The 12580-nt window shown below is 56.1% G+C and carries 13 protein-coding genes; 4 read left to right on the forward strand and 9 right to left on the reverse strand.

All coding sequences use genetic code 11. The annotated features are described in order from the left end of the window. Window position 1: 1 nt before the first annotated feature. Window positions 2-1864 (forward strand): 1-deoxy-D-xylulose-5-phosphate synthase, encoded by a 1863-nt coding sequence (gene dxs, locus SK53_RS10610; RefSeq protein ID WP_045330256.1) that lies wholly within the window; start codon window positions 2-4, stop codon window positions 1862-1864. A gap of 62 nt (window positions 1865-1926) precedes the next feature. Then, complete coding sequence (locus tag SK53_RS10615; RefSeq protein ID WP_017383171.1) at window positions 1927-2901, forward strand: aldo/keto reductase; 975 nt, start codon at window positions 1927-1929, stop codon at window positions 2899-2901. A 69-nt stretch (window positions 2902-2970) separates the two neighbouring features. On the opposite strand, the gene thiL is transcribed toward SK53_RS10615, so the two are convergent. The 5 genes from thiL to nrdR all read right to left on the reverse strand — a co-directional run bounded on the left by thiL (window position 2971) and on the right by nrdR (window position 6576). Continuing rightward, window positions 2971-3942, reverse strand: coding sequence for a thiamine-phosphate kinase (thiL, locus tag SK53_RS10620; RefSeq protein WP_023315516.1), 972 nt, complete (start codon window positions 3940-3942; stop codon window positions 2971-2973). Between the two features lie 77 nt (window positions 3943-4019). After that, the gene (gene nusB, locus SK53_RS10625) at window positions 4020-4439 is read right to left on the reverse strand and encodes a transcription antitermination factor NusB (protein ID WP_006809908.1); all 420 of its coding nucleotides are present in this window, start codon (window positions 4437-4439) and stop codon (window positions 4020-4022) included. Window positions 4440-4460: 21 nt separating this feature from the next. Next, entirely contained in the window at window positions 4461-4931 is a 471-nt protein-coding gene (gene ribE / locus SK53_RS10630) for a 6,7-dimethyl-8-ribityllumazine synthase (RefSeq protein ID WP_003859098.1), read from the reverse strand. An 87-nt stretch (window positions 4932-5018) separates the two neighbouring features. Beyond that, a complete protein-coding gene (gene ribD / locus SK53_RS10635) occupies window positions 5019-6122 on the reverse strand; it encodes a bifunctional diaminohydroxyphosphoribosylaminopyrimidine deaminase/5-amino-6-(5-phosphoribosylamino)uracil reductase RibD (protein WP_032657362.1) in 1104 nt (367 codons plus the stop codon). Window positions 6123-6126: 4 nt separating this feature from the next. Next, window positions 6127-6576 (reverse strand): transcriptional regulator NrdR, encoded by a 450-nt coding sequence (nrdR, locus tag SK53_RS10640; RefSeq protein WP_003859099.1) that lies wholly within the window; start codon window positions 6574-6576, stop codon window positions 6127-6129. 152 nt (window positions 6577-6728) lie between these two features. On the opposite strand from nrdR, the gene SK53_RS10645 reads away from it, so the two are divergent. Together SK53_RS10645 and SK53_RS10650 are read left to right on the forward strand one after the other, a co-directional pair. Then, window positions 6729-7268, forward strand: coding sequence for a SadB/YajI family lipoprotein (locus tag SK53_RS10645; protein ID WP_003859100.1), 540 nt, complete (start codon window positions 6729-6731; stop codon window positions 7266-7268). A 268-nt stretch (window positions 7269-7536) separates the two neighbouring features. Next, window positions 7537-8421: a nucleoside-specific channel-forming protein Tsx gene (locus SK53_RS10650; RefSeq protein ID WP_032610182.1), complete on the forward strand. Its 885-nt coding sequence runs from the start codon at window positions 7537-7539 to the stop codon at window positions 8419-8421. A 118-nt stretch (window positions 8422-8539) separates the two neighbouring features. Here the strand turns inward: SK53_RS10650 and SK53_RS10655 are convergent, their stop codons facing one another. From SK53_RS10655 to secD, 4 genes are all read right to left on the reverse strand, one after another. Continuing rightward, the gene (locus SK53_RS10655) at window positions 8540-9220 is read right to left on the reverse strand and encodes a helix-turn-helix transcriptional regulator (RefSeq protein WP_022650457.1); all 681 of its coding nucleotides are present in this window, start codon (window positions 9218-9220) and stop codon (window positions 8540-8542) included. A gap of 10 nt (window positions 9221-9230) precedes the next feature. Continuing rightward, window positions 9231-9596, reverse strand: coding sequence for a VOC family protein (locus SK53_RS10660; RefSeq protein WP_023315514.1), 366 nt, complete (start codon window positions 9594-9596; stop codon window positions 9231-9233). A 138-nt stretch (window positions 9597-9734) separates the two neighbouring features. Then, complete coding sequence (gene secF, locus SK53_RS10665; protein WP_048209281.1) at window positions 9735-10706, reverse strand: protein translocase subunit SecF; 972 nt, start codon at window positions 10704-10706, stop codon at window positions 9735-9737. A 10-nt stretch (window positions 10707-10716) separates the two neighbouring features. Next, window positions 10717-12564 carry a protein translocase subunit SecD gene (secD, locus tag SK53_RS10670; RefSeq protein ID WP_003859106.1) on the reverse strand — a complete coding sequence of 616 codons (1848 nt, stop codon included), beginning with the start codon at window positions 12562-12564 and terminating at the stop codon, window positions 10717-10719. Between the last annotated feature and the right edge of the window lie 16 nt (window positions 12565-12580).

A 12580-nucleotide genomic window follows, 5' to 3' on the forward strand; every position in this document is an offset into this window, starting at 1 on the left:
GATGAGTTTTGATATTGCCAAATACCCGACACTGGCGTTAGTTGACTCCACTCAGGAGTTACGTCTGTTGCCGAAAGAGAGTCTGCCGAAGCTGTGTGACGAGCTGCGTCGCTACCTGCTCGACAGCGTTAGCCGCTCCAGCGGCCACTTCGCCTCCGGACTTGGCACGGTTGAGCTGACCGTGGCGTTGCATTACGTCTATAACACGCCGTTCGATCAGCTGATCTGGGATGTCGGCCACCAGGCCTATCCGCACAAAATTCTGACCGGTCGTCGCGATAAAATTGGCACCATTCGCCAGAAAGGGGGCCTGCACCCGTTCCCGTGGCGCGGCGAGAGTGAATATGACGTGTTAAGCGTCGGCCACTCTTCCACCTCCATTTCTGCGGGCATTGGTATTGCCGTTGCCGCCGAAAAAGAGAATAAACAACGTCGCACTGTCTGCGTGATTGGCGACGGGGCGATCACCGCCGGGATGGCCTTTGAGGCCATGAACCACGCGGGCGATATCAAACCGGACATGCTGGTGATCCTCAACGATAACGAAATGTCGATCTCCGAGAACGTCGGCGCGCTGAATAACCATCTGGCGCAGCTGCTGTCCGGCAAGCTTTACTCCTCACTGCGTGAAGGCGGTAAAAAAGTCTTCTCCGGCGTACCGCCGATCAAAGAGCTGCTTAAGCGTACCGAAGAACACATCAAAGGCATGGTCGTACCGGGTACGCTGTTCGAAGAGCTGGGCTTTAATTATATCGGCCCGGTGGACGGCCACGATGTGCTGGGTCTGGTGACGACGCTTAAAAACATGCGCGACCTTAAAGGCCCTCAGTTCCTGCATATCATGACCAAAAAAGGGCGTGGTTACGAACCGGCGGAGAAAGATCCGATCACCTTCCACGCGGTGCCTAAGTTCGACCATACCAGCGGCTGCCTGCCGAAAAGCAGCGGCGGGATGCCGAGCTACTCAAAAATCTTCGGCGACTGGCTGTGCGAAACGGCGGCGAAAGACAACATGCTGATGGCGGTGACGCCTGCCATGCGTGAAGGCTCCGGCATGGTGGAGTTTTCCAAAAAATACCCGGACCAGTATTTCGACGTCGCCATTGCCGAGCAACACGCGGTAACTTTTGCTGCGGGCCTGGCGATTGGCGGCTACAAGCCGGTGGTGGCGATCTACTCTACCTTCCTGCAACGCGCCTACGATCAGGTTATCCATGACGTTGCCATCCAGAAGCTGCCGGTGCTGTTTGCTATCGATCGCGCGGGCATTGTGGGGGCTGACGGCCAGACGCACCAGGGCGCGTTTGATCTCTCCTTCCTGCGCTGCATCCCGGACATGGTGATCATGACGCCAAGCGACGAAAATGAGTGTCGTCAGATGCTGTATACCGGTTACCACTATCAGGACGGTCCCTGCGCGGTACGCTATCCACGCGGTAATGCCCTTGGCGTTGAATTACAGCCGCTGGAAAAACTGGACATCGGTAAAGGTCTGGTGAAACGTCGCGGTGAAAAAGTGGCGATCCTGAACTTTGGTACGCTGATGCCGGAAGCGGCAAAAGTCGCTGAAAACCTGAATGCGACGCTGGTCGATATGCGCTTCGTGAAGCCGCTCGATGAATCTCTGATTCTGAGCATGGCGGAAAGCCATGACGTGCTGGTCACGCTGGAAGAGAACGCCATCATGGGTGGCGCGGGTAGCGGCGTGAACGAAGTGCTGATGGCGAACCATAAAGCCGTTCCGGTGCTTAATCTCGGCCTGCCGGACCACTTCATCCCGCAAGGCACCCAGGATGAGGCGCGCGCCGACATTGGTCTGGACGCCGCCGGTATCGAAGCCAAAATCCGCACCTGGCTGGCCTGATCTCTCCCCTTTTCTGCTCCTGCTATGCTTAAACGTATTGTTTAAACAGCAGGAGCGGAACCATGCAATACACGACATTAGGAAAAACGGACCTTAAGGTGTCCCGGCTTTGCCTGGGATGCATGACGTTTGGCGAGCCTGACCGGGGAAATCATGCCTGGACGCTGCCGGAAGAGAGCAGCCGCCCCATCATCAAGCGCGCCATTGACGGCGGCATCAACTTCTTCGATACCGCCAACAGCTACTCCGACGGCAGCAGCGAAGAGATTGTTGGCCGCGCCCTGCGAGATTTTGCCCGTCGTGATGACGTTGTGGTTGCCACTAAGGTGTACTACCCGTCAGGCGACCTGGCGGAAGGCCTTTCTCGCGCGCAGATCCTGCGTTCTATTGATGACAGCCTCAGACGCCTGAACATGGATTACGTCGACCTGCTGCAAATCCACCGCTGGGATTACAACACCCCGATCGAAGAGACGCTTGAAGCGTTGAACGACGTCGTGAAAGCCGGTAAAGCGCGCTACATCGGCGCATCGTCCATGCATGCCTCACAGTTTGCCCAGGCGCTCGATCTCCAGGCACAGCACGGCTGGGCGCGCTTTGTCACCATGCAGGATCACTACAACCTGATTTACCGGGAAGAAGAGCGCGAGATGCTGCCGCTCTGCTACCAGGAAGGCGTGGCGGTGATCCCGTGGAGCCCGCTGGCGCGCGGAAGGTTAACCCGTCCGTGGGGCGAAACCACCGCCCGGCTGGTATCGGACGAAGTGGGTAAAAACCTGTATGACGATACAGAAGCCAGCGATGCGTTAATTGCCGAACGCTTAGCCGGGATCGCCGACGATATCGGTGCAACGCGCGCGCAGGTGGCACTGGCGTGGCTGCTGAGCAAGCGCGGTGTCGCCGCGCCGATTGTGGGCACATCGCGGGAAGAACAGCTGGATGAGTTGTTGAGTGCGGTGGACTTATCGTTGACGCCGGAGCAGATTGCCGAGCTGGAGACGCCGTATCAGCAACATCCGGTGGTAGGGTTTAAATAAACAATTCAGGGAACAAAATCCGTAGGCCGGGTAAGCGCAGCGCCACCCGGCAATACAGAGCGCACAAAATTACGCGAAGTGATCGTACCCTTTCCAGTCAAGCGTAACCGGGGCGCCGTCGCGGACAAACAGCAGCCCTTCACTTTCCGGCATCACCTGCCCGATGCAGGTAAATTTCGCCCCCAGATGCGCTAACGCCACATCCAGTGTTCCGCGATTCAGCTCGGGCACCGTGAAGCACAGCTCATAATCTTCTCCACCGGATAACGCCCATCGCAGCGCCTGCTCAGGCTCGGCATGGCGACGCAACGGCTCTGACAGAGGAAACAGATCCAGATCGATCCGCGCGCCCACGCCGCTGGCTTTAAGGATATGGCCGAGATCGGAGATCAGCCCGTCAGACAAATCGATAGCCGAACTGGCCCGCTCGCGCAGCGCCTGGCCGTGCAAAATACGCGGCGTGGGCCGGAGATGGCGCTTCACCAGGTACGCCGCATCGTCAGCATCTTCAACCGTTAAACGGTTCTGAAGGATTGCCAGCCCTGCCGCGCTATCCCCCGGCGTACCGGTCACGTAGATCCAGTCGCCCGGTTTTGCGCCCGAACGTTTCAGCGCGCGCCCGGCAGGCACATAGCCGTGGATTGCCAGGGTCATCGACAGCGGACCGGCAGTGGTATCACCGCCAATCAGCTGCATATCGTAATAATTCAGCTGCTCAAACAGGGCATCGCTGAAGGCTTCAAGCCAGGCTTCATCCACCTCTGGCAAGGTCAGAGCCAGCGTCAGCCAGGCCGGGTCGGCGCCCATTGCCGCCAGATCGCTGACGTTCACCGCCAGCGCTTTATACGCCAGATCGGCAGGATCGATGTCGGGCAGGAAATGTCGCCCACACACTAAGGTGTCGGTGCTGATTGCCAGCGTCTGTTTTTCGGGAATATTGAGAAGTGCGCAGTCATCGCCAATGCCGGTTTCAACATCAAGACGAGAGGTTCTGACACGGTCGAAATAACGGGCAATCAGGGAGAATTCGCCGCATGCCATACGTTATGCCTCAGCAAATAAAAGAAAAAACCGGAGCCGCACTGCCCGTCAGGCAATGCAGAACTCCGGTTTGCGGATCACTTTTTGTGGGGACGGATCGCAGGTGCGGCTTTATCCAGCACGCCGTTAACAAACTTGTGGCTGTCTTCAGCGCCGAAGGTTTTCGCCAGTTCGATCGCTTCGTTGATGGCCACTTTGTACGGCACATCATCACGTTTAGACAGCTCAAACAGCGCGATACGCAACACTGCTTTTTCGACCTGGCCCAGCTCTTCGAGCAGACGGGACAGGTATGGCTTCATCAGACCATCGAGATACGCGCTATTAGTCGCCACTCCCGACAGCAGTTCACGGAAGTACAGAACGTCAACGTCTTTCACGTCCTGTTCTGACAGGAACTGGTATTCAACATCAGCGATGTCGTTCTGGGACAACTGCCAGGAGTAAAGTGCCTGGACGGCACATTCACGGGCGCGGCGACGAGCAGCAGGTTTCACGGAATTCCCCTTACAAAAAAATCAGGCCTTGATGGCTTTCAATACATTGATCATTTCAAGCGCGGTCAGTGCAGCTTCTGCACCTTTGTTACCGGCTTTGGTGCCAGCACGTTCGATGGCTTGTTCAATACTTTCGGTGGTCAGCACGCCGAACGCGACAGGAATTTCAGCATCCTGCGCAACGTGCGCCAGACCATTGCTTGCACCGCCCGCAACGTATTCGAAGTGCGCAGTGCCGCCACGAATAACAGTACCCAGCGCAATCACCGCGTCGTATTTACCGGTTTTCGCCAGCGCGCCCGCTGCCAGTGGCAGTTCGTAAGCACCTGGTACCCAAACGACGGTAATGTTGTCATCTTTAACCTGGCCGATACGTTTCAGGGCGTCAACCGCACCTTCCAGCAGGCTATCATTGATGAAGTTGTTGAAACGCGCAATGGTGATGGCGACGCGAGCGTCCGGGGTAGCTACAGCAGCTTCAATAATGTTCATACTCTTCCTTTACGGGTTCATTTGGCCCCGCAGGGGGGCGGATTTTATCATAATACTTTGCGTACTGCTTCCCTATTTCAGGAGCAATTACGCTGTCGTTAAATGGAGGCAGACATCCGGGCCTACCGGACGAATCTCACTGAATGAGAGTTGCGGCGCATCGGCCAGTTTTTCAAGGCCGGGCAGCACAAACAGGCCGCGCGCGTCGTTACCTAACAGTTTAGGCGCAACGTAGACGAGAAGCTCATCCACCAGCCCCGCCTGAAGCAGTGCGCCGGCGAGCGTCGGACCGGCTTCAACCCAGATACTGTTGACCTGCTGTTTGCCGAGCAACATCATCAGCACCACCAGATCCAGATGCCCGTTATGTTCCGGCACCGTAATGCTGCGCACGCCTTGCGGCCATTCGCGCGTATCTTCTTTGGTGCGTGCAATCCAGGTTACCCCCGGCTGCTGCACGATGCGGTGCTCCGGCGTCACGCGGTTCTGGCTATCAATAATAATGCGCAGCGGCTGACGCAGGTTCTCCTGCGGATAGAGCGCCTGCGTATCTGCATTCAGCTCTTCCCAGCGTACGGTCATGGCCGGATCGTCAGCCAGTACCGTTTCACTGCTGGTGAGAATAGCATGGCTTTGCGCGCGCAGACGTTGCACATCGCGCCTTGCCTGTGGCGAGGTGATCCACTGGCTCTCGCCGTTCGCCATCGCCGTGCGGCCATCCAGTGACGCGCCAAGCTTAAGCTGGATAAACGGGAAGCCGGTGCGCATACGCTTCAGGAAGCCTTTATTCAGGGCTTCCGCATCCTGCATCATCAGGCCGTGGCTGACGTCGATTCCTTCCTGTTGCAGACGATACAGTCCGCGGCCCGCTACCTGCGGGTTAGGATCCTGCATGGCGGCGACAACGCGCGAGACGCCCGCCGCAATCAGCGCTTCACAGCACGGCGGCGTACGCCCATGGTGGCTGCATGGCTCCAGCGTCACATAGGCCGTCGCGCCACGCGCTTTCTCCCCCGCCATGCGCAAGGCATGCACTTCAGCATGCGGCTCGCCTGCGCGATAGTGAAAACCTTCCCCCACGATCTCACCATCTTTAACAATGACGCACCCGACATTGGGGTTAGGGTGAGTGGTAAACCGACCACGCTGCGCCAGCTTCATGGCTCGCGCCATGTACATCTCGTCGTGCATGGTCTTAATCCTGTAAGCGGGCGATCTCTTCGCCAAACTCTTTGATGTCTTCGAAGCTGCGGTAAACGGAGGCAAAGCGGATATAGGCGACTTTATCGAGCTTTTTCAGCTGTTCCATCACCAGATTGCCGATCATTTTGCTCGGCACTTCGCGCTCACCTAACCCCCGCAGATAAGATTTAATGTGGTTTAACGCCATTTCGACGTCATCGGAGCTGACGGGCCGTTTTTCCAGCGCCTTGAGCATCCCGCTACGCAGTTTTTCTTCATTGAACGGTTCGCGCACATCGTTACTTTTTACCACGCGCGGCATTACCAGCTCTGCCACCTCGAAGGTGGTAAAACGCTCGTTGCACACCAGACACTGCCGACGACGACGCACGGAAGACCCTTCGCCTACAAGACGTGAGTCGATGACTTTGGTATCCACAGCGGAGCAAAATGGGCAATGCATACGATGTCCCTGTTATCTGGTTAACTGATTTCTATTTTACCCTGAACTGGCCCGACAACAAAGGAAGAGCTTTTTGAGACAAAGGATCTATGCCTGACGGCACTATCCTGTCTACCATTGCAGCAATCTGTGATTTCAAGGAATTAAACGCAATGACAAGACGTTACCTGAAAATAGTGCTGGTGGGGAGCCTGTTCACGCTTAGCGCCTGCGCACAGCAAAGCGAAGTCCGCGAGATGAAACAAAGCGTGAATACGCTTAACGTGGCGATGGACAAACTTAATAAAGAAACCGTGAAGATCACCCAGCAGAACGCGCTGAATGCCAAATCCAGCAATGGCGTTTATTTATTGCCAGGTGCAAACACGCCCGCGCGTCTGAACAGCCAGATTGGCACGCTAAAGATGTCTCTGGTGAATGTTGCAGCGAATGCCGATGGTACTCGCGCAACATTACGCATTCAGGGTGAGTCCAACGATCCGCTGCCCGCGTTCAGCGGCACCGTAGAGTGGGGCCAGATTCAGGGCACCACGGAGAGCTATCAGGAAGTGAACGTGAAGAATCAGCTCTTCACCGCCCCCGCCAGCACGCTGGCGCCGAGCGATGTTGACATCCCGCTCCAGCTGAGCGGACTGACGCCAGAACAGCTGGGCTTTATCCGTATTCACGACATTCAACCCGCCGCGCAATAACCCGCCCTTTTAGCGGAGTGAAATGTCACTCCGCTAACATTTACATTTCGTATGGATTGGCAACATAAATGATTGCCGCTACAATCGCGTCCGTCTAAAGTACGCAAACGTGAACGCAATCGATTACGTATGTGAGAGATATGTGAAACAACACATATTTTTGTGAGCAAGGATTCCTATAATAGGCTCCGCAGAAACACGAAATATTTAGAAACGCAATTCGCGCATTTTTCACTCCCGGAAGGGAATTTCAATCAGTGGCATGATTATGAAAAAAACATTACTCGCAGCCGGTGCAGTTCTGGCACTGTCCTCCTCTTTCACTGTTAACGCAGCGGAAAACGACAAACCACAATACCTCTCCGACTGGTGGCACCAGAGCGTTAACGTGGTAGGCAGCTACCATACCCGTTTCGGACCGCAGATCCGTAACGATACTTACCTCGAGTACGAAGCATTCGCAAAAAAAGACTGGTTTGATTTCTATGGCTACATGGACGCACCGGTATTCTTCGGCGGTAACACCGACGCGAAAGGTATCTGGAACCACGGTTCCCCACTGTTCATGGAGATCGAACCACGCTTCTCCATTGATAAACTGACTGGTACCAGTCTGGCGTTTGGTCCGTTCAAAGAGTGGTATTTCGCAAACAACTACATCTACGACATGGGCCGCAACAAGTCCGGTCGCCAGAGCACCTGGTATATGGGTCTGGGTACAGACATTGAGACTGGCCTGCCGATGAGCCTGTCCATGAACGTCTACGCAAAATACCAGTGGCAGAACTACGGCGCTGCGAACGAGAACGAGTGGGATGGCTACCGTTTCAAAGTGAAATACTTTGTGCCAATTACCCAACTGTGGGGCGGCAACCTGAGCTATATCGGCTTCACCAACTTTGACTGGGGTTCAGACCTGGGCGATAACGATTTCCGCGACCTGAACGGCAGAAAAGCGCGCACTAACGACTCCATCGCGTCCAGCCACATCCTGGCGCTGAACTACGATCACTGGCACTACTCTGTTGTTGCGCGTTACTGGCACAACGGTGGTCAGTGGAACGACGACGCCAGCCTGAACTTCGGCAACGGCGACTTCAGCGTTCGTTCTACCGGTTGGGGCGGTTACCTGGTCGTGGGTTACAACTTCTAATCAGTGCGGGATTGTGCGGGCTGGTGCCCTCACCCCTTCCCTCTCCCACGGGAGAGGGCGCAAACACAAAAAACGGCAACATCGTTGCCGTTTTGCTTTTACCTCGCCACCCGGCTTTTTACTGCTTCACCTTGCGCAAAAAATCCGCCAGCGACCTGTCCGCGCTTTCGCTAAAGTGTCTTTCCGTCAGCGTAATATGCAAACACCGGTCGAGACGGAAGCAGCGATAGTCATCGCGCCGTTCACACCACGCGGCCAGCAGCCAGTGCTCACCCCAGAAGAACAGCCCCAGCGGCTGAACCTCACGCCAGGTTAACTGCCCGGCTTCATCGCGATAGTGCAGCGCCAGCACACGCAGGGCAGAAATTGCCTGGTGGATCACGTCGAAACCACTACGGGAGTGTGGCTGAAGGGCAATATCCGGCGCGTAAATTCGCGTCTGTTCAGCTTTACGGCGGCTCTCTTCTGGCAGGATCGCCAGCACTTTTTCCTGGGCCGATTCCAGCTCGCGCGACAGCGATTCCCCGCCCCAGGTTTTGAGCAGACGGATCGCCACCATCAGCGCCTCGGACTCCTTGTTGGTCAGCATCAACGGGGGTAAATCAAAACCCGACATTAGCCGATATCCGCTTCCCGCCTCGCCTTCCACCGGCACGCCGGAAAGCGACAGGTCGCGGATATCGCGGTACACCGTGCGCTCGGACACGCCAAGCCTTTCCGCCAGATGCGCTGCCGTTGTCAGACGCCTGCCCCGCAGGATCTGCACAATCTGGAACAAACGGTCAGCGCGTCGGGTCATCGGTTTACTCTCATACCGGTTGATGGAGGCCGACGCGATTACCTTCGCTGTCGGTAAACAGGGCTATAGTGCCAATGCCTTGCGGCAGTTCCAGCGGGCCAAACACGCACTCACCGCCCGCAGAAGCAATACGATCGAGCGTGGCCGCCAGATTGTCAGTATGCAGGTAAATAATAGCGCCCTGCGAAGAAGGTGTAACGCCGTCAAATTTCGCCAGCGCGCCGCCGGTGGCCGGATCCTCGTGCGGGAAAACCGCCAGCTCAGCCACGTCCATCTTCTCGCGCCGCAGCGCGACCTGCATCACCGACTCATAAAATTTGATGGCGCGATCCATATCGGCGACCGGAATTTCAAACCAGTTAATAACACTTTTCATACGTCCTCCTGCCTGTTGTTAGGGTTCAGAAGGAGTCTACGACAGGGCTCCTGACAGCATACTGTCAGGAGTGTTTGTGAGATGCAGACAAAAAAAATCCCGGCCAGCAGGCCGGGATTTCGATACCGCATAAGACGCTTACGGCAGAATGGACGGCTGATCCGCCCCTTCTTTCTCGACTTTCTGCTGGATCAGATGCTCGCGCTTCATGCCCAGCTTCAGCGCCAGCGCGGACGCGACGTAGATAGACGAGGCCGTACCGATAGACACACCGATCAGCATGGTCAGCGAGAAGCCTTCCAGCACCGGGCCACCGAACAGGAACAGCATCAGGATCACCATCAGGGTGGTGCCGGAGGTGATCAACGTACGGTGCAGCGTCTGGGTCAACGACACGTTAAAGATTTCGTACGGCGTGCCGCGACGGATCTTACGGAAGTTTTCACGAATACGGTCAGATACCACGATACTGTCGTTCAGTGAGTAACCGATAACGGACATCAGGGATGCCACAATCGTCAGGTCAATCTCAATGTGGAAGAGGGACAGTATGCCCATGGTGATCACCACGTCGTGCGCCAGGGCGATAACCACGCCTGCCGCCAGTCGCCACTCAAAGCGGAAACCGACGTAAATCAGGATCGAGATCAGCGCCACAAGCAGCGCCATCGCACCGGTCTGCGCCAGGTCAGCACCAACGCTCGGGCCGACAAACTCAATACGCTTAACCGTTGCGTCCTGGCTGGTCGTTTCGTTAATAACCTGAACGACCTTGCTGCCCAACTCCTGGCTGCCGTTGGCATCGTGTACCGGCGGCATACGCACCATGATGTCGCGGCTGCTGCCGAAGTTCTGTAGCAGCGGCTCTTCAAAGCCCGCTTTTTGCAGAGACTCACGCATCTGGTCCATATCGACCGGTTTTTCCAGGGTAATTTCGATCACCGTACCACCGGTGAAATCCAGGCCCCAGTTAAAGCCTTTCACGCCCATAATGACGATGGACAAGATCAGCAGAAAACCTGAAATGCCGAAGGCCCAGTAGTCCCAGCGCATAAAGTCCCAGACTTTACGGCCGTGGTTCAATTGTTCAACAGTATATACCTGTGCCACAACGCACTCCTCAGATAGACAGCTTTTTGACGCGCTTGCCGCCGTACAGCAGGTTCACGATGGCACGGGTGCCGACAATAGCGGTAAACATCGACGTTGCGACACCGATACCGGTAGTAATCGCAAAGCCTTTGATCGCGCCAGTACCCACTGCATACAGGATAAGAACCTTAATCAGTGTTGTTACGTTCGCATCGAAGATGGAGCTGAACGCCCCTTTGTAGCCTTCTTCAATCGCCTGCTGTACAGAACGACCGTTGCTCAGCTCTTCTTTGATACGTTCGTTTATCAGTACGTTGGCGTCGACCGCCACCGCAAGGGTTAGAACGATACCCGCGATACCTGGCATGGTTAGCGTCGCCCCTGGCAGCAGGGACATGATACCGATGATCAGCACCAGGTTGGCAATCAGCGCGGAGGTCGCAATCAGGCCGAACTTCTTATAGAAGAAGATCATGAAGATGATGGACACCGCCAGACCGGCCAGACACGCTTCCAGACCCTGTTTGATGTTCTGCATACCCAGGGTTGGACCGATGGTACGTTCTTCAACAATCTGAATTGGCGCAATCAGCGCACCGGCACGCAGCAGCAGAGAGAGCTGACGCGCTTCGTTCGGGTTGCTGATACCGGTAATACGGAAGCTGTTACCCAGACGAGACTGGATGTTGGCGATGTTAATCACCTCTTCCTCTTTCACCAGCACGGCACGGCCATTGGCGTCTTTCTTACCGCTGTCTTTGTACTCCACGAACAGGGTCGCCATCGGCTTGCCGATGTTGTCCTTGGTGAAGTTAGACATAATGTTGCCACCTGCGCTATCCAGCGAGATGTTAACCTGCGGCTGGTTGTACTCATCCTGGCTTGAAGTGGAGTCGGTGATATGGTCACCGGTCAGGATCACGCGTTTGTACAGCACAACCGGCTGGCCTTCGCGGGTCTGCTTCACTTCGGAATCGCCCGGCACACGGCCTGAAGCCGCAGCAGCCTGGTCAACGTTGGAGTTAACCAGACGGAACTCCAGGGTCGCCGTCGCGCCCAGAATCTCTTTCGCACGGGCGGTATCCTGGATACCCGGCAGTTCGACCACGATACGGTCAGCACCCTGACGCTGTACCAGTGGCTCAGCCACGCCCAGCTGGTTTACACGGTTACGCAGAATGTTAATGTTCTGCTGAACGGCGTATTCACGTGCTTCACTCAGACGCGCGTCGGTCATTACCGCACGCAGCTGATTGCTGCCCTGAGAGGTGATCACCAGATCGCGGTGACGCTGAGACAGATAGGTCACAGCCTGATCGCGTGCCGCGCTGTCGCGGAACGTGATGCTCATGCCGTAGTTATCTTCTTTACGTACGGTGGTGTACGGAATGCCCTTATCGCGCAGATCGCTGCGCAGGCTGTCGATGTTCTGTTCCTGTAGCTTGCCGAGCGCGGTATCCATATCCACTTCCATCAGGAAGTGAACGCCGCCACGCAGGTCAAGACCCAGTTTCATTGGCTCTGCGTTCAGCGCAGCCAGCCAGCGTGGGGTTGCAGGAGCAAGGTTAAGCGCCACGACATATTTATCACCCAGCACGCCCATCAGCGCTTCACGTGCGCGGAGCTGCGTGTCGGTGGTGTCGAAGCGAGCAAGAATTGCGCCCTCTTCCAGTGCCACAGACTTAGCGGTAATTTTTTCTTCTTGTAACGTTTTCTGGACCTGGATCAGCGTTTGCTCACTGGCGGCGACACCGCGCGCGCCAGTGATTTGAACGGCCGGATCCTCACCATACAGGTTGGGAAGCGCGTACAGCAGGCCGACGATAATCACGACGACCAGCATGATGTACTTCCACAAAGGATAACGGTTTAACACGGCAGTTCCCTTTGGG

The sequence above is a fragment of the Enterobacter sp. MGH119 genome, assembly GCF_001037675.1.
Lineage (GTDB): Bacteria > Pseudomonadota > Gammaproteobacteria > Enterobacterales > Enterobacteriaceae > Enterobacter > Enterobacter hormaechei_C.

Bases quoted from the DNA above. Each gene is read 5' to 3' on its own strand.
- dxs (WP_045330256.1), top strand. From the start codon at position 2: ATGAGTTTTGATATTGCCAAATACCCGACACTGGCGTTAGTTGACTCC.
- SK53_RS10655 (WP_022650457.1), bottom strand. From the start codon at position 9,220: ATGACCCGACGCGCTGACCGTTTGTTCCAGATTGTGCAGATCCTGCGG.
- SK53_RS10615 (WP_017383171.1), top strand. From the start codon at position 1,927: ATGCAATACACGACATTAGGAAAAACGGACCTTAAGGTGTCCCGGCTT.
- thiL (WP_023315516.1), bottom strand. From the start codon at position 3,942: ATGGCATGCGGCGAATTCTCCCTGATTGCCCGTTATTTCGACCGTGTC.
- ribE (WP_003859098.1), bottom strand. From the start codon at position 4,931: ATGAACATTATTGAAGCTGCTGTAGCTACCCCGGACGCTCGCGTCGCC.
- nrdR (WP_003859099.1), bottom strand. From the start codon at position 6,576: ATGCATTGCCCATTTTGCTCCGCTGTGGATACCAAAGTCATCGACTCA.
- SK53_RS10650 (WP_032610182.1), top strand. From the start codon at position 7,537: ATGAAAAAAACATTACTCGCAGCCGGTGCAGTTCTGGCACTGTCCTCC.
- ribD (WP_032657362.1), bottom strand. From the start codon at position 6,122: ATGCACGACGAGATGTACATGGCGCGAGCCATGAAGCTGGCGCAGCGT.
- SK53_RS10660 (WP_023315514.1), bottom strand. From the start codon at position 9,596: ATGAAAAGTGTTATTAACTGGTTTGAAATTCCGGTCGCCGATATGGAT.
- SK53_RS10645 (WP_003859100.1), top strand. From the start codon at position 6,729: ATGACAAGACGTTACCTGAAAATAGTGCTGGTGGGGAGCCTGTTCACG.